This window comes from Stenotrophomonas sp. FSL W7-1447, assembly GCF_037966425.1.
Classification (GTDB): Bacteria; Pseudomonadota; Gammaproteobacteria; order Xanthomonadales; family Xanthomonadaceae; genus Stenotrophomonas; species Stenotrophomonas pavanii.
Window position 1 is genome coordinate 1,561,830 of record NZ_CP150199.1, and the last position, 15,777, is coordinate 1,577,606.

Annotated in this window: 14 protein-coding genes; 4 read left to right on the forward strand and 10 right to left on the reverse strand. The window is 66.5% G+C overall.

Annotated features, from left to right (window positions below; all coding sequences use genetic code 11):
- Positions 1-70: 70 nt before the first annotated feature.
- Positions 71-436, forward strand: coding sequence for a PadR family transcriptional regulator (locus NSQ78_RS07230; protein ID WP_004150914.1), 366 nt, complete (start codon positions 71-73; stop codon positions 434-436).
- Positions 433-1,422 (forward strand): sensor domain-containing protein, encoded by a 990-nt coding sequence (locus NSQ78_RS07235; RefSeq protein ID WP_049464376.1) that lies wholly within the window; start codon positions 433-435, stop codon positions 1,420-1,422. Before NSQ78_RS07230 ends, NSQ78_RS07235 begins: the two co-directional genes overlap by 4 nt.
- Positions 1,423-1,477: 55 nt before the next feature.
- Here the strand turns inward: NSQ78_RS07235 and phaZ are convergent, their stop codons facing one another.
- Positions 1,478-2,785: a polyhydroxyalkanoate depolymerase gene (phaZ, locus tag NSQ78_RS07240; protein WP_064237981.1), complete on the reverse strand. Its 1,308-nt coding sequence runs from the start codon at positions 2,783-2,785 to the stop codon at positions 1,478-1,480.
- Positions 2,786-2,878: 93 nt separating this feature from the next.
- Positions 2,879-3,469, reverse strand: a complete 591-nt coding sequence (locus NSQ78_RS07245; protein WP_057493532.1) for a class I SAM-dependent methyltransferase — start codon at positions 3,467-3,469, stop codon at positions 2,879-2,881.
- A gap of 150 nt (positions 3,470-3,619) precedes the next feature.
- Between NSQ78_RS07245 and NSQ78_RS07250 the strand changes: the two genes are divergently transcribed.
- Positions 3,620-4,075, forward strand: a complete 456-nt coding sequence (locus NSQ78_RS07250) for a CopD family protein (protein ID WP_049464381.1) — start codon at positions 3,620-3,622, stop codon at positions 4,073-4,075.
- A gap of 139 nt (positions 4,076-4,214) precedes the next feature.
- Here the strand turns inward: NSQ78_RS07250 and NSQ78_RS07255 are convergent, their stop codons facing one another.
- The 8 genes from NSQ78_RS07255 to lpxD form a co-directional block, all read right to left on the reverse strand.
- Positions 4,215-5,174, reverse strand: a complete 960-nt coding sequence (locus tag NSQ78_RS07255) for an acetyl-CoA carboxylase carboxyltransferase subunit alpha (protein ID WP_053462545.1) — start codon at positions 5,172-5,174, stop codon at positions 4,215-4,217.
- 113 nt (positions 5,175-5,287) lie between these two features.
- Entirely contained in the window at positions 5,288-6,157 is an 870-nt protein-coding gene (locus NSQ78_RS07260) for a hypothetical protein (RefSeq protein WP_064237982.1), read from the reverse strand.
- Positions 6,158-6,212: 55 nt separating this feature from the next.
- The gene (gene dnaE / locus NSQ78_RS07265; RefSeq protein ID WP_064237983.1) at positions 6,213-9,800 is read right to left on the reverse strand and encodes a DNA polymerase III subunit alpha; all 3,588 of its coding nucleotides are present in this window, start codon (positions 9,798-9,800) and stop codon (positions 6,213-6,215) included.
- A 273-nt stretch (positions 9,801-10,073) separates the two neighbouring features.
- On the reverse strand, positions 10,074-10,733 hold the full coding sequence (locus NSQ78_RS07270) for a ribonuclease HII (RefSeq protein ID WP_064237984.1): 660 nt from the start codon (positions 10,731-10,733) through the stop codon (positions 10,074-10,076).
- Positions 10,730-11,932, reverse strand: coding sequence for a lipid-A-disaccharide synthase (lpxB, locus tag NSQ78_RS07275; protein ID WP_049464408.1), 1,203 nt, complete (start codon positions 11,930-11,932; stop codon positions 10,730-10,732). The genes NSQ78_RS07270 and lpxB overlap by 4 nt, the downstream gene beginning before the upstream one ends.
- Positions 11,933-11,985: 53 nt before the next feature.
- Positions 11,986-12,777: an acyl-ACP--UDP-N-acetylglucosamine O-acyltransferase gene (gene lpxA / locus NSQ78_RS07280; protein WP_057493530.1), complete on the reverse strand. Its 792-nt coding sequence runs from the start codon at positions 12,775-12,777 to the stop codon at positions 11,986-11,988.
- A 16-nt stretch (positions 12,778-12,793) separates the two neighbouring features.
- Positions 12,794-13,252 carry a 3-hydroxyacyl-ACP dehydratase FabZ gene (gene fabZ, locus NSQ78_RS07285; RefSeq protein WP_005415845.1) on the reverse strand — a complete coding sequence of 153 codons (459 nt, stop codon included), beginning with the start codon at positions 13,250-13,252 and terminating at the stop codon, positions 12,794-12,796.
- Positions 13,249-14,271 (reverse strand): UDP-3-O-(3-hydroxymyristoyl)glucosamine N-acyltransferase, encoded by a 1,023-nt coding sequence (lpxD, locus tag NSQ78_RS07290; protein WP_053506636.1) that lies wholly within the window; start codon positions 14,269-14,271, stop codon positions 13,249-13,251. Before lpxD ends, fabZ begins: the two co-directional genes overlap by 4 nt.
- Before the next feature lie 778 nt (positions 14,272-15,049).
- Here lpxD and NSQ78_RS07295 point away from each other — a divergent pair.
- The gene (locus NSQ78_RS07295) at positions 15,050-15,592 is read left to right on the forward strand and encodes a hypothetical protein (protein ID WP_149902016.1); all 543 of its coding nucleotides are present in this window, start codon (positions 15,050-15,052) and stop codon (positions 15,590-15,592) included.
- The last annotated feature ends 185 nt before the right edge of the window (positions 15,593-15,777 follow it).

Genomic DNA, 15,777 nt, shown 5'->3' on the forward strand with positions numbered 1-15,777 from the left:
GTGACTAACGACACATTCGCTATACCGAACTTCGCACTACTGTGGACTTCAACGTAGTGGAGGGCCGGTCATGTCCGAGGACGATGTCCACCTGAAGAAGTTCCAGAAGGAGCTCAGCGCCGGAACGGTATCGCTGGCCCTGCTGGCGGTGCTGGCCCGGGCCGGGGAGCCGCTGTACGGCTACCTCATTGCCAAGGAGCTGGAGCGGGTGGGCGAGGGCGTGCTGAGCGGCAAGCAGAGTGCGCTGTACCCGGTGCTGCGCAACCTGGAGGGCGCCGGCCTGCTGGAAAGCCACGTGGAGCCGTCCAGCAGCGGTCCGCCGCGCCGCTACTACCGCATCAATGAACGCGGCCGCGAAGTGCTGGCGCAGTGGCGCCAGGCCTGGCAGGCCACCCGCGATTCCGTCGATTCCGTGTTGGAGGGGGTACCGCAATGAACGACCCGAGCCTGGCAGGCCGCGCCCTGCCCACGACCATCCCGCAGTACCTGGCGCAGCTGCGGGCGGCGCTGGAAGGCGCCGACCCGGCGATGGTGCAGGACGCGCTGTATGACGCCGAGGAATACCTGCGCTCGGAGCTGGCGGCGCAGCCCGGCCGCAGCGAAGCCGAGGTCATCGCCGACGTGGCCGGCAGCTATGGCGCCCCGGATGAAGTGGCCGAGATCTACCGCGAGACCGAAGTGACGGTGAATCGCGCGCTGCGCACGCCGCGTGCGGACACCGCGCCGGTGCTGCGTGCGGCGGCCGAAGCCAGTGGCGTCGAGCCGGCCGCACCGCCGCCGGCACCGGTGCCGCGTTCGCTGCTGGCGCGCTTCTTCGGCGTGGTGGCCGATCCGCACACCTACGGCGCGCTGTTCTACATGCTGCTGTCGCTGGCCACGGGCATCTTCTTCTTCACCTGGGTGGTGACCGGCCTGTCGCTGTCGCTCGGCCTGCTGATCCTGATCGTCGGCATTCCGCTGACCGTGCTGTTCTTCGGCTCGGTGCGCGGGCTGGCGCTGCTGGAAGGTCGGCTGGTGGAAGCGTTGCTGGGCGAGCGCATGCCGCGCCGCCCGCGCTACACCGACCGCAGCCGCACCTGGCTGCAGCGCATCGGCGACATGTTCACCGACGGGCGCACCTGGCTGACCCTGCTGTACTTCGTGCTGATGCTGCCGCTGGGCATCATCTACTTCACCATCGCGGTGACGTTGCTCTCGCTGTCGCTGAGCCTGATCTGGGCGCCGGTCGCGGCGATCTTCAGTGGTGACATCCCGGGCGTGTACATCAACGACGTGAATGTACTGCCGATGGCGGCCTCGCCGCTGGTGGCGATCACGTTGGCCGCGGCCGGCGCGCTGCTGCTGGTGCTGACCCTGCACATGGCCCGTGGCATCGGCAAGCTGCACGGGCTGATCGCCAAGAACCTGCTGGTGCGGTTGTAACAGGCCAAGGGTCGGATCCCTTTCCGTTGGAAAGGGCTCCGACCCCTGCCGGGAATCAACCCGCTTTCCGGCGCAACGGGGTGACGTTGCTCTTCTTCTTCGTAGCCTTCGCCGCCGGTGCTTCGGCATGCGCGGCGAAGAAATCACGCACCTTCGGGTACACCACTTCGCGCCAGCGACGGCCACTGAAGATGCCGTAGTGCCCCGCACCTTCGACGATGAAATGCTCGCGGCGATCGGCCGCGATGCCGGTGCACAGCGCCTGCGCCGCCTCGGTCTGGCCAAGGCCGGCGATGTCGTCCAGCTCGCCTTCGATGCTCAGCAGCGCGGTATCGCGGATCGCCGACGGATCGACCTTCTCGCCGTTCACCACCCACTCGCCACGCGGCAGCAGGAAGTCCTGGAACACCACGCGGATGGTGTCCAGGTAGTACTTGGCCGGCATGTCCAGCACCGCGTTGTACTCGTCGTAGAAACGACGGTGCGCGTCGGCGTCTTCCAGGTCGCCCTTGACCAGGTCGGTGTAGAAATCCCAGTGCGAGCTGAAGTGGCGGCTCGGGTTCATCGACAGGAAGCCGGCGTGCTGCAGGAAGCCCGGGTACACGCGACGACCGACACCCGGATAGCTGGCCGGCACGGTGTGGATGACGTTGTTCTCGAACCACGACAGCGGGTTCTGCGTGGCCAGGTTGTTCACTGCGGTCGGGCTGCAGCGCGCATCGATCGGGCCACCCATCATCACCAGCGTGCGCGGCGTCGGTTCGCCACGGCTGGCCATCAGTGAAACCGCGGCCAGCACCGGTACGGTCGGCTGGCACACGCTCACCACGTGCAGGCGTTCGACGCCGAGGTGGCGGATGAACTCCTGGATGTAGGCGATGTAGTCATCCAACCCGAACTCGCCTTCGCTGGACGGCACCATGCGCGCGTCGACCCAGTCGGTGACGTACACGCGGTGGTCGCGCAGCAGCGTACGCACGGTGTCGCGCAGCAGCGTGGCGTGGTGGCCCGACAGCGGCGCCACCACCAGCACGAACGGCTGGTTGAGCATGGTGTGCAGCTGGTCGGCTTCATTGCTGTGGCGCTTGAAGCGCAGCAGCTTGCAGAACGGCTTGCTCACTTCCTCGTGCACGACGATCGGCACGCGCTCGCCTTCGACCTCGATTTCGTTGATGCCCCACTCGGGCTTCTCGTAATCCTTGCCGATGCGATGGAAGAGTTCATTGACCGCCGCCAGGCGATCGGCACCGGGCATCTGCGACCACCAGTGGCCCGGGTTGGCGAAGAACTTGGCGTTGGCCTGGGCCTGGTGCACCCACGGGGCGAGCAGGTTGCGGGTCAGTTCGTGCAGTTGATAGAGCATGACGACCGAATATGTATGGTCATATGTTGCCGCGCAGCATATCCCATCCGGGTGTCCCGCAGGTTAAGTCGGCTGAAAATAATGAATCCGGATTCACATCCGTTCCAGCGCGGCGGCATCGCCTGCCAGGGCGGGGCCGAGCCAGCAGTGCGACCCTACCGGCTGCAGGCCCTGGCGGGTCAGTTCACGCCGGTACCAGCGCGCCGGGCGCGCCTGGAAGCCGTCGTGGTCGCCCTCGAACGCGTCCTCGGCGGCGAAGGTCTCCAGGAAGGCCACCCCGCCGGTCAGCTCGGCCAGGCCGGCCAGGCCGGCGCGCAGTTCACGGTTGGGCACGTAATGCATCACGTCCGAGCAGACCAGCAGGTCGACCGGGGCGCAGGGCCGCAGCCAGGCGAAATCGCCGAAGCGCGCCAGGTGCAGGTTGCGGGTCCTGCCGTAGCGGCGCACAGCGTACTCGCTGCTGTCGAAGCCAAGGTATTCGACCTTCGGACGCAGCTTCAGCAGCGGCGCGCGCCAGGCGCCTTCACCGCAGCCGATGTCCAGCACGCTGCGGATCGGCCGCTCCAGGTAGTACTCGGCGCTGGCCACGGCCAATGCGACCTTCCGCGCCAGGCGGGCGCTGCCGCCGATGTCGGCACGGCGGTACCAGCGTTGGAAGTAGGCGGCATCGTAGGTCTTGTCCATGGGGCGGTGCGCGATCGGGGGAAAACGGCGCCTATCGTACGGTGTTGCGACGCGCCATGCGTCGATGTGTCGCGGCATGCGTGGCTGCGGCGGCTTCGCCACGGCATGCGAGAATGGCCGCCAACCTACGCCAGCCGCCGGAGCGAGCGCATGCAGAGCTACTACTGGGTCAAGACCTTCCACATCGTGTTCGTGGTGGCGTGGATGGCCACGGTGTTCTACCTGCCGCGCATCCTGGTCAACCTGGCTGAAACCGCGGGCCAGCCAGCGGTGACCGAGCGCCTGCAGCTGATGGGCCTGCGTCTGTACCGCTTCGGCCACTCGATGTTCGGGCTGGCGTTCCTGCTCGGCCTGGTGCTGTGGCTGGGCTACAAGGTCATCCCCGATTTCCCGACCATGGTCGCTCCGGGCGGCGCCGGTTGGCTGCACGCCAAGCTGGGCCTGGTGGTGCTGCTGCTGGTGTATTTCGGCTGGACCGGTCGCCTGCTCAAGGGCGTGGCCAAGGGCCGGGCGCTGCCGTCGTCGCGCGCGCTGCGCTGGATCAACGAGATCCCGCTGCTGGCGTTCATTCCCATCGTGTGGCTGGTGCTGGCCAAGCCGTTCTGAGGCGGGGTCACCTGCGCCCGGTAGATCCACGCCATGCGTGGATGCTGTCAGGGCGCAAACGAAGGAGCCGGGCAAATGCCCGGCTCTTTCATTTCTGCAATCACCTCGTGTTGCCGGCCAGCGCCCGGCACTACCGGGCTTAGGCTGCTTCGTACGTGCCGTAGCTGCGCAGGCGCGTGTAGCGCTGTTCCAGCAGCTGTTCGGTGGACAGCGTGTCCAGCGCATCCAGTTCGTTCAGCAGCACCGCCTTCAGGCGCTTGGCCATCTGGGTCGGATTGCGGTGGGCGCCACCGGTCGGCTCGCGCACGACCTTGTCGACCAGGCCCAGGCTCTTCAGGCGCGGCGCGGTCAGGCCCAGCTGCTCGGCCGCCTCCTTGGCCTTGCCGGCGTCCTTCCACAGGATCGAGGCGCAGCCTTCCGGGGTGATGGTCGAGTACACCGCATATTCCAGCATGACGGTGCGGTCGCCCACGCCCAACGCCAGTGCGCCGCCGGAGCCGCCTTCACCGATCACGGTGCAGATGATCGGCACCTTCAGCTCGGCCATCTCGATCAGGTTGCGCGCGATTGCTTCGGACTGGCCGCGCGATTCGGCGTCGATGCCCGGCCAGGCGCCCGCGGTGTCGATCAGGGTCAGCACCGGCAGGCCGAAGCGCTCGGCCATCTTCATCAGGCGCAGCGCCTTGCGGTAACCCTCCGGCTTGGGCATGCCGAAGTTGCGCTTGATCTTTTCCTTGGTGTCGCGGCCCTTCTGGTGGCCGATCACCATCACTGCGCGGCCATTGATGCGGGCCAGGCCGCCCATGATGGCCTTGTCGTCGGCGAAGGCGCGGTCACCGGCCAGCTCCTGGAACTCATCGCAGATGATGCGGATGTAGTCGGCGGTGTATGGCCGCGACGGGTGGCGGGCCAGCTGCAGCACCTGCCACGAGGTCAGGTTGCGGAAGATCTGCGCGGTGCGCACGCGCAGCTTGTCCTGCAGCGCATGCACTTCCGCCTCGACATTGACCGCCGGCCCGGCGCTGGCGTTGCGCAGCTCCTGGATCTTGGCTTCCAGGTCGGCGATGGGTTGCTCGAAGTCGAGGTAGTTCGGATTCATCGGAAGCCGTCGTGTAAAGAAGGGGGCAATTCTAGCCGAATGCGTGCAAACCACCCGTACGCCTTCGTCTGGAAGGCGACGGTAGCGCAGGCGGGCAGGGCGCGCCAGTCAGTTCAGGGCACCACCAGGGCGCTGCGGCCCATCAGCTGCCCGCGCTGGGAGACGAAGTCGTTGTAGGCCTCGTTGGCCTCGCGGCCGAGGTTGGCGCCGAGGGTAGCGGTGGCCGAGGTGAAGGCCATCTGCGCGTCGAAGTCCTGCTTGCGCAGGGCCTTCTGTTCATCGGCGGTGGTGGCCTTCAGCCAGCGCGCATAGACCTCGCGCAGCGGCGCGGCATGCGCCTCGAAGGCGGGGTCAAGGGCCGGCAGGCTGGCCGGGGCCGGCTCCAGGCTGAATGCCGGCGCGACGTAGCCGGCCGGCTGTTCGCGCTTGAACGCGCCGGGCTGGCCCATGCCTTCCTCGACGTAGGTGATGAAGTCCGGGGCGGTGAACACCTTTGCCACGATCTGGCCGCCGCTGGAATCGACATGGGCCACCACCTTTTCCTTCGGGAACGGCTCGCGCACGCCGTAGGTCCAGGTCTTGTCGATGAACAGGTCGTGGCGCTTCTCGAAGGGACCTTCGAAGTCGACGCCGCCCAGTTCGATGCCGGCCTTGCCGGTGCCGAAGTTCTTCAGCTTGCTCTCGTCGGTGACATAGACCTCGCGGGCGATCACGTACTCGCTCAGGGTCGGGTTGATCAGGCCGCCACGGCCGTCGACGTAGACGATGAAGCGCACATCACCGAGCTTTTCGGTATGCAGGCGATGCTCGCCGACAGCGAGCGAGACCGGGCGCGAACCGTGTGCGGCCACCGGCAGGTCCTGGCCGTCGATGCTCAGCGCCAGCGGCGTGTCGGTCGGGTTGTCGATCTGGAACTCGATCTTCGACGGGGAGCAGGCGGCCAGGGCCAGTGCGGCGGCGAACGGGAACAGCAGGGTCTTCATCGGCAATCGTCCTTGATACATGGAACGCGGAAACGGGAAAGCCACGGAGCCAGCCTCAGCTGGCCCAGGGGGGGCTGTAACGCACCTTCAGCGTGCGCACGGCAGGATCGGCGCGCAGCGCCTCCATCAGCTTGGAATCGATGCGCACCGCGCTCTGCCCGGACACATCAAGCATGCCGGCGACGCCGCCGTGCGGCCCCTTCAGCAGCAGGTCCAGTCGCAGTGGCGTCCGCCCCGGGCGATGGCGGTCGAGCAGCGCATCGATGCGCTCCCAGACCGGGCGCTGCTGGCGCAGGTCCAGCCGCAGCGACAACCGTGTGGCGTAGTTGGCGCAGACTTCGTCGAAGTCCCAGCACTGGCGGATGCGCAGCGCGAAGCCGCCGTTGAACTCGTCCTCGCGCAGGCCGCCCTTGACCACCAGGATGCGGTCCTTGGTCATCAGGTGGCCGAACTCGGCCATCGCGTCGGAGAACGCGCTGCACTCGACGCGGCCGCGGCCATCTTCCAGCTGGATGAAGATCTGGCTCTCGCCCTTGCGGCGCACGCCGACCACCTGGCCGGCCAGCACGGTCTGCACTTCCGGCCGCCAGCGCTTTTCGCCGCCGCCGCCGCCGCTGTTGGCGCTCCAGATCTTCTCCACCGAACCCAGGTCGTTGCCGACCAGGTCGCGCACATCGTCGCGCCAGGGATCGAACGGGTGGCCGCTCAGGTAGAAGCCCAGCGTGTCGCGCTCGCCGTTCAGGCGCTGCAGCAGCGGCCATTCTTCGGCCTCGGGCAGGTCCAGCTGGATCGACACGGCGCTCGGGTCGGGACCGCCGAACAGCGAGTTCTGCCCGGAGGCACGTTCGCGCGCCATCTGGTCGGTGGCCTTGATCACTTCCGGCAGCTGCAGCATCAGCGAGGCCCGGTTGCGGCCGAGCTCGTCCAGCGCACCGCAGTTGATCATCGCTTCCAGGGTACGGCGATTGAGCTTGGCCGAACCAACGCGCGTGCAGAAGTCGAGCAGGTCCTTGAACGGGCCGCCCTTGAGTCGTTCCTCGACCACCGCTTCGCAGGCGCCCTGGCCGACGCCCTTGATCGCACCGAGGCCGTACTGGATGGTGTCCGGCGTCACCGCTTCGAACATGAAGGCCGACTGGTTCACCTTGGGCGGCAGTACGGTCAGGCCGAGGTTGCGCACTTCGTCGAGGAAGCCGACCACCTTGTCGGTGTTGTCCAGATCGGACGACAGCGTGGCCGCCATGAACTCGGCCGGGTAGTGGCGCTTCAGCCATGCGGTCTGGTAGCTGACCAGCGCGTAGGCGGCGGCGTGCGACTTGTTGAAGCCGTAGCCGGCGAACTTCTCCATCAGGTCGAAGATTTCGTCGGCCTTGGGGCCATCGACGCCGCCCTTGGCTGCACCTTCGCGGAAGATCTCGCGGTGCTTGGCCATTTCCGCCGGCACCTTCTTGCCCATCGCGCGGCGCAGCAGGTCGGCGCCGCCCAGCGAGTAGCCGCCGACGATCTGCGCCATCTGCATCACCTGCTCCTGGTACACCATGATGCCGTAGGTGTCCTTCAGGATGGCTTCGGTGCGCGGATCGGGATAGATGATCTCTTCCTGCCCGTGCTTGCGCGCGTTGAACGAAGGAATCAGGTCCATCGGGCCGGGGCGGTACAGCGACACCAGCGCGATCAGGTCTTCGAAGCGGTCGGGGCGCGCATCCTTCAGCAGGCGGCGCATGCCGGAGGATTCGAACTGGAACACCGCGCCGGTGTTGCCGTTGGCGAAGATGTCCTTGTAGGTAGGCGCATCGTCGAGCGGGATCGCGGCGATGTCGACCGGCGGGATGCCCGCGCGTTCGTGGCGCTTGTTGATCGCCTTCACTGCCCAGTCGATGATGGTCAGCGTGCGCAGGCCGAGGAAGTCGAACTTCACCAGGCCCACTTCTTCCACGTCGTTCTTGTCGAACTGGGTGACCGGGTTCTTGCCGAGCCCGTTCTCGTCATGTTCGGCGTACAGCGGGCAGAACTCGCTCAGTGGCTCGGGCCCGATCACCACGCCACCGGCATGCTTGCCGGCGTTGCGGGTCAGGTCCTCCAGCTGCAGCGCCAGGTCGATCAGGTCGCGGACATCGTCCTCGGTCTCGTAACGCTGGATCAGTTCGGCCGAGGCCATTTCCGAGCTGGGGCCTTCCTTGCCCTTGCCCAGCGCATCCTTGAGGTGGATGCCCAGGATGTTCGGAATCAGCTTGGAGACGCCGTCCACCAGGCCGTACGGGAAACCGAGCACGCGGCCGGAGTCGCGCACCACCGCCTTGGCGGCCATGGTGCCGTAGGTGATGATCTGGCTGACGCGTTCGCGCCCGTACTTGCGCGCAACGTAGTCGATCACCTCGTCGCGGCGGTCCATGCAGAAGTCGATGTCGAAGTCGGGCATCGACACGCGTTCGGGGTTCAGGAAGCGCTCGAACAGCAGGTTGTACGGCAGCGGATCCAGGTCGGTGATCTTCAGCGCCCATGCCACCAGCGAGCCGGCACCCGAACCACGGCCGGGGCCGATCGGAATGCCCTGGTTCTTGCCCCACTGGATGAAGTCGGCCACGATCAGGAAGTAGCCGGGGAAGCCCATCTTGATGATGGTGTCGAGCTCGAACTCCAGGCGCTCGAAGTAGTCTTCGCGGGTCTTGCCCGGCGCCAGCGGATTCTTCTCCAGGCGCTCTTCCAGGCCATCACGCGACATCTTCTGGATCCAGGTGTCCAGGGTCTCGTCGTCGGGCACCGGGTAGTTGGGCAGGAAGTAGGTACCCAGCCGCATCTCGATGTTGCAGCGCTCGGCCAGCGCCAGCGTGTTGTCGATGGCATCGGGAATGTCGGCGAACAGCGCGCACATTTCTTCGGCCGACTTCAGGTACTGCTGGTCGCTGTACTCGCGCGGGCGCTTGGGATCGTCCAGCACGCGGCCGGTGGAAATGCACACGCGCGCTTCGTGCGCGCTGAAGTCGGACGGCGACAGGAAGCGCACGTCATTGCTGGCCACCACCGGCAGGCCACGCTGGCCGGCGGCCATCAGCGCGAACTGGTTGAAGGTCTCCTCGCCCTCGCGGCCGGTGCGGGTCAGCTCCAGGTGCAGGCCATCGCCGAACACGCGCTGCCAGTCGGCCAGCTGCTGCTCGGCCAGCTCATGCTTGCCGTCCAGCGCCAGGCGCCCGGCCAGGCTCTGGCGCCCGGCCAGCGCGAACAGGTTGGCGTTGCCGGCCTTCAGCCAGTCCGGGTGGATGGCCACGCCGCCTTCGGGGCGATGACCTTCCATCCAGGCGCGGGTCAGCAGCCGCGACAGGCTCAGGTAACCCTCGCGATCCCGGCACAGCAGGGTCATCCGCCATGGGTCCTGGCCTTCCTCGGCGATCAGCACGTCGGCACCGGCGATCGGCTTGATGCCGACGCCTTCGGCGGCCTTGTAGAACTTGACCAGGGCGAACAGGTTGTTGAGGTCGGTCACCGCCAGCGCAGGCAGGCCGAGTTCGACCGAGCGCGACAGCAGGTTGGCCTGCTTGGCCTTCTTCGGGTCCGCCTGGTCCGGCTTGGCCGGCACGCGGATGGTCGAGTCCGCCAGCGAGAACTCGGTGTGGACGTGGAGATGTACGAAGCGGGAGTTGGACATGCCGGACCAGGTTGGAGCGCGCGGGCCCCGGGTGCTGACGGAGGTTCGTCGCCGGGGTCGGAAGCGCTGGAGTGCCCGGTCAGGGTAGCGAGGGCAGGGGGCGGCGACAAGCTCTTGACGGCACGCGATATCGCATTCGCGCTATCGCTTGCCACGGTTCGCAGGCGAGCCGCGGGCCCTGTCCTGCCGTGCTTCCACACCCCCGGGTCGCTGGCGCGTCCCCCCGGCTCGGGGGCACTCCTCACCGCACGGCTTGTCGCTGTCGGCGGCCGTTCAGGCGATCGCGGGGGCGCGGGTGGTGTCCAGGCACTCACGTACCGGGGCGAAGCTGCGTCGATGCTCCGTGCAGGGGCCGTGTTCACGCAGGGCGGCCAGGTGGGCCGGCGTGCCATAGCCCTTGTGCTGCTCGAAGCCGTACTGCGGGTGGCGGGCGTGGACGTCCTGCATGTAACGGTCGCGCGAGACCTTGGCCAGGATCGACGCCGCCATGATCGCGCGGTCGATGCCATCGCCACCGATCAGCGCCTGGGCCGGCAGCACCAGGCCCTTGGGCACCACGTTGCCGTCGATGCGGGCGAAGCCGGCCACGTGGGCGACCGCTGCCACCACCTCGCGCATGCCCTGCAGGGTGGCCTGGTAGATGTTCAGGCGGTCGATGGTGTCCACGTCCACCAGCACCACGTGCCAGGCCAGCGCACGCTCGATGATGCGGTCATGCAGCTGTTCACGGCGTGCCGCCGTCAGCTGCTTGGAGTCGTCGAGGCCGTTGATGCGTGGCCGCGACGGGTCGAACACCACCGCCGCCACTGCCACCGGCCCGGCCAGCGGGCCACGGCCGGCCTCGTCGACGCCGGCCACCAGACGCTCCGGCTCGACCACGGCCACACCGTCGAACAGGGTCAGGCTGCCTGCGGCGGCATGACGGCGGCTCATGGCTGTGCCTGGTCGCGCATCAGCAGTTCGCCGACGGCGTCGGCGGCACGCGCCGAGGCGTTGCGGCGCAGGCGTTCGTGCAGGCGCACGTAGGTATCCTGCAGATCGGTCACCCGCTGCGGGTGGTCAAACCACTGCTGGATGGCCGCGGCCAGCCGGTCCGGCGTGCAGTCGTGCTGCATCAGTTCCGGCGCCAGGTCCTGGCCGGCCAGGATGTTGGGCAGGGCAAAGCGGTCGACCTTGATCAGCCCAAGCGCCTTCACCAGGCGATAGGTCAGCTCGTTGACGCGGTACCCGACCACCATCGGCCGCTTCACCAGCATCGCTTCCAGGGTCGCGGTGCCCGACGCCAGCACCACCACGTCAGCGGCGATCATCGCGTTGCGTGCCTGGCCATCCAGTACATGCGAGTAGGCCACCGGCAACGCCGAGCGCGACAGCTGTTCTTCAATCAGTTGCCTGCAGGCCGGATTGGCGGCAGGCACCACCACGTGCAGGCCGGGAATGCGCTCGGAAACCTGCCAGGCCGCTTCGAAGAACGGCTCGCCCAGGCGCGAGATCTCGCCCAGGCGGCTGCCCGGCAGCACGGCGAGCACCTTGGCCGAGGTCGGCAAGCCGAGCGCGGCACGCGCTTCCTCGCGGTTGCCCTGCAGCGGAATGTCATCGGCCATCGGGTGGCCGACGAAGCGCGCGTCGATGCCGTGCCTGGCATAGATCGGCGGCTCCATCGGGAACAGGCACAGCACCAGGTCGGCGCTGCTGCCGATCTTCTCGGCGCGCTTCTCGCGCCAGGCCCAGACCGAGGGGCTGACGTAATGCACGGTGCGCACGCCGCGCTGCTTCAGCCAGCGCTCGATGCCCAGGTTGAAGTCGGGTGCGTCGATGCCGATGAACACGTCCGGCTGCCAGTCCAGCGCACGCTGGCGGAACGCCGAGCGCAGCTTCAGCAGGCGCGGCAGGTGGCGCAGCACTTCGGTCAGCCCCATCACCGCCAGCTCGCTGGCATCGTGCCAGGTCTGGCAGCCAGCGCTGCGCATGGCGTCGCCGCCGATGCCGGCGAACTCGGCATTCGGGAAGCGCGCCTTCAATTCGCGCACCAGGCCTGCACCGAGCAGGTCGCCGGAGGCTTCACCGGCAACCAGCGCGATCCGCAACGGGCGCTCGCTGAGCACCCGCTGCGCAGGAACGCTGCCGGCCATCGAGGCCAGCGGGATCACCGCGGCGCCGGCCGGCGCCTGGCCGGTCGCGCTGCTCATCGCAGCAGGGGCCTCTCGGCGTGCTCGATGAAGTCCAGCATCGCCTTCACGTCGTCGCTGTCACGCGCCTGTTCGGTCAGCTGCACCTTGGCCTCGGCCAGCGGCAGGCCTGCCACGTACAGCGTGCGGTAGGCACGCTTGATGGCCGAAATGCGCTCGGCGTCGAAGCCGCGGCGCTTCAGGCCTTCGCTGTTGATGCCGCGCGGGCGGCCCAGCGAATCGGTGCCGACCATGGTGAACGGCGGAACGTCGCCATTGGTCAGTGCGCCCATGCCCAGGAAAGCGTGCGCGCCGATGCGGCAGAACTGGTGAGCACCGGCGAAGCCGCTGATGATCACGTAGTCGCCCACGGTCACGTGGCCGGCCAGGGTGGTGTTGTTGGAGAATACGCAGAAATTGCCGACATGGCAGTCGTGTGCCACGTGCGTGTAGGCCAGCATCCAGTTGTCGTTGCCGATGGTGGTGATGCCACCGCCGCCGCCGGTGCCGCGGTTGAGCGTGACGAACTCGCGGAACACGTTGCGGTCGCCGATCACCAGTTCGGTGCGCTCGCCGCCGAACTTCTTGTCCTGCGGCTCGCCACCGATCGCGGCGTGGCCGACGAAGCGGTTGTCGCGGCCGATCCGGGTCGGGCCGTGGATGCTGCAATGGGGGCCCACCACCGTGCCGGCACCGATTTCAACGTCGGGGCCGATCAGGGTGAAGGCGCCCACCTGGACATCGTCGGCCAGGCGTGCGGCCGGGTCGATGACGGCGGTGGGGTGGATCCGCGGTGCGTTGTCAGTCATTGCTGCCTCCAGTGGATCAGCCCTTGGCGCCGGCGCACATGACCTCGGCCGAGGCAACGACTTCACCGTTGACCTTGGCTTCGCCGTAGTACCAGCCCATGTTGCGGATCAGGCGCTTCATCTGCACGTCCAGCATCAGCACGTCGCCGGGCACGACCTGCTTGTTGAAGCGGGCGTTTTCCACCTTGACCATGTAGAACAGCTTGGACTGCGCATCGCGGCCGAGCGTGAGCTGGGTCATGACGCCGCCGGCCTGCGCCAGCGCTTCGATGATCAGCACGCCGGGCATGATCGGGCGGCCCGGGAAGTGCCCCTGGAAGAACGGCTCGTTGATGCTGACGTTCTTCTGCGCCAGGATCCGCTTGGCCTCGACGTCGAGTTCAAGCACCCGGTCCACCAGCAGGAACGGATAGCGGTGCGGAAGCAGTTCCTGGATCTGGCAGACGTCGATCGGAAGCTGCAGCGAATCGTTCATTCTTTCTCCTTGCCAGCAGCCAGGACGCGGCGAGCCAGTGCGTCGAGCTGCTTGAAGCGCGCGGCGTTCTTGCGCCACGTGCGGTTGTCGGTCAGTGGGGTGCCGGACGAGTACTCGCCCGGCTCGGTGATGGAGTTGCGGACCACCGACTTGCCGGTGATCACGACCTTGTCGCAGATCTCGAGGTGGCCGACCACGCCCACGGCGCCACCGAGGAGGCAGTAGCGGCCGATCTTGGCGCTGCCGGCGATGCCGGTGCAGCCGGCGATGGCCGAGTGCGCACCGATCTGCACGTTGTGGGCGATCTGCACCAGATTGTCCAGGCGCACATCCTCGGCGAGCACGGTGTCTTCCAGCGCGCCGCGGTCAACGCAGGTATTGGCGCCGATCTCGCAATCATCGCCGATGCGCACGCCGCCCAGCTGCGGCACCTTGATCCATTTGCCGGCATCCATGGCCAGGCCGAAGCCATCGGCGCCGAGCACGGCGCCGGGATGGATGCGCACGCGCTTGCCCAGCCTGACCCGGGTGACAAGGGTGACGCGGGCGATCAGTTCGCAGCCGGTATCGAGGCTGCAGTCCTCGCCGATCACGCTGCCGGCACCGATGATGCAGTTCTCGCCGATGACGCTGCGCGCGCCGATGGTCACGAACGGGCCGATGTGGGCACTGGCAGCCACCCGTGCGTCCGGATCGATGACCGCACTGGGGTGGATGCCCGGCGGGCGGGTCGGCGCGATGTCGAACAGCGCGGCGATCTTGGCGAATGCGGTGTAGGGGTCCTTGGCCACGAGCGCGGCGCCGGGGGCGGCCTCGACATCGTCGGCACGCAGCACCACCAGCGAAGCCTGGCTGTCGGCCAGCTGGGCGCGGTAGCGCGGATTGGCGAGGAAGGTCAGCTGGCCAGGACCGGCGTGGGCGAGGGTGGCCACGCCATGGATGGCAGTGGCGGGGTCGCCATGGACCTGCAGGCCGAACTGCTCGGCGAGTTGCTGGGCGGTGTAGGTGGGAGTATTCACGGCGGGAGTTTAACGTGTGGCGCCATTTCGGTCATGCGGGGGGGGGGCTTCGAGATGGTCTTTGTGCTGCCAGGGACTTGGGGGCTACCGGGCTACAACGGCCGCGGCTCCCTGATAACCTGCCGGGAAGCGCCGGTCGCGAAGACAGGCGCTCTGACAACCATGTCCCATGGTTCTGCGCCTGTACTGCCCACGCTTCCTCCCATCGGCCCGCTACGGGTTGCCGGAGTGATCTCCCACGCCGAAGCGGGCCCCAACAGCCACTTCATTGACGACCGTACGGTGCCTTCGGCGACTCAACGAAGGTCCGGCAGTTCAAGATGGCTAGCCCAGAGTGCATCGTTGTCGGGCGACGCAAGCCGAAGTTTCGGGTTGGCGACGTACGCAAGCAACGAGCAGTTGCGTGCAGGACGCAACGCGCGCGGTGTTACAAGCTGAGCGCGGTCTCTCTGCCCCGGCTTTCCTCTTCAGGCGAAGCTGGATGCACTGATGGCCGGATCATTGAGTCCGCTACGCTTTGCACTGTTGAAAATGCACTGAGAACAGGAAAGGTCAATAGGGTAATCCAATTCCGGAATATCCATTGGCCTTCGGGATCCTGTGCAATTCACTTGAGGGGGAGTCGCCGTTGGCCACAATTGCCCGGCTGGGTTGATTATTGAGTTAAATGCGTCATTGGTATTTCTGATAGTACAAACGCTGTCATGTTTTTCTGCGTATTTGCTTAAATAGCATGGATTGGGCGGGCGATGGGCTCGCAGAATGCATGAGGTGAAAGATGAGGCGTTTCGTAGCAGGTATTTTTTCCATGATTGTTGCGGGTTCAGTGACGGCCCTGGATGCGAATGTGCCATTGAAGGTGAGTAACCCGATTGCAACGGAGCAGTCCAGTCAGATGCCACCGGGCTTCAATCCGCGACTCATATTTAGAATGAAGCGTGATAAGACGGCGACTCATGTTACGCATCACTACTGGCCAGAAAACTGGGAGGATATTGGCTGGGAGCTTGAGGATGCGTTTGGGTATGTTTCTTCTACGCCGTTCGAAGGCGGTGTTCTCATTCGGAGTTGCGTTGGCCCGCATCCATGGAATTATTTCACGTCCGCCGATCCCGGGTGCGAGCCGGGGATTGGAGGTGTGATAATTCCCGGCGACTGGAACATCGGATATATCTCGGGAATTCAATATCCCGGCAGTGTTCCACTCTATCGTTGCTCGTTTTGGTGGGGCAAGAAAATGCGCCACTTCGATACCCTGAGGGCTGATTGTGAAGGAACCGGCGCTTTCCTGGATGGAACTCTAGGCTACGTGTTCAAGTGAAAGGGCGGCGCTCAGCTTTCTGGGCGCGGATTACGGGCTGGAACATCAGGCCCGGATTCTGAGTCATAGGGTGTTGGGCGCGTGGCAGCGGGAGGCGCCGCGAAATGGGAATGCCTGAGTACCAAAGCGGCGTGATAAGCAGCTGATGACGATCGCCAACAGCGATGTTGTTGCATGCTGTGGCC

Bases quoted from the DNA above. Each gene is read 5' to 3' on its own strand.
- NSQ78_RS07230 (WP_004150914.1), top strand. From the start codon at position 71: ATGTCCGAGGACGATGTCCACCTGAAGAAGTTCCAGAAGGAGCTCAGC.
- NSQ78_RS07235 (WP_049464376.1), top strand. From the start codon at position 433: ATGAACGACCCGAGCCTGGCAGGCCGCGCCCTGCCCACGACCATCCCG.
- phaZ (WP_064237981.1), bottom strand. From the start codon at position 2,785: ATGCTCTATCAACTGCACGAACTGACCCGCAACCTGCTCGCCCCGTGG.
- NSQ78_RS07245 (WP_057493532.1), bottom strand. From the start codon at position 3,469: ATGGACAAGACCTACGATGCCGCCTACTTCCAACGCTGGTACCGCCGT.
- NSQ78_RS07250 (WP_049464381.1), top strand. From the start codon at position 3,620: ATGCAGAGCTACTACTGGGTCAAGACCTTCCACATCGTGTTCGTGGTG.
- NSQ78_RS07255 (WP_053462545.1), bottom strand. From the start codon at position 5,174: ATGAATCCGAACTACCTCGACTTCGAGCAACCCATCGCCGACCTGGAA.
- NSQ78_RS07260 (WP_064237982.1), bottom strand. From the start codon at position 6,157: ATGAAGACCCTGCTGTTCCCGTTCGCCGCCGCACTGGCCCTGGCCGCC.
- dnaE (WP_064237983.1), bottom strand. From the start codon at position 9,800: ATGTCCAACTCCCGCTTCGTACATCTCCACGTCCACACCGAGTTCTCG.
- NSQ78_RS07270 (WP_064237984.1), bottom strand. From the start codon at position 10,733: ATGAGCCGCCGTCATGCCGCCGCAGGCAGCCTGACCCTGTTCGACGGT.
- lpxB (WP_049464408.1), bottom strand. From the start codon at position 11,932: ATGGCCGGCAGCGTTCCTGCGCAGCGGGTGCTCAGCGAGCGCCCGTTG.
- lpxA (WP_057493530.1), bottom strand. From the start codon at position 12,777: ATGACTGACAACGCACCGCGGATCCACCCCACCGCCGTCATCGACCCG.
- fabZ (WP_005415845.1), bottom strand. From the start codon at position 13,252: ATGAACGATTCGCTGCAGCTTCCGATCGACGTCTGCCAGATCCAGGAA.
- NSQ78_RS07295 (WP_149902016.1), top strand. From the start codon at position 15,050: ATGAGGCGTTTCGTAGCAGGTATTTTTTCCATGATTGTTGCGGGTTCA.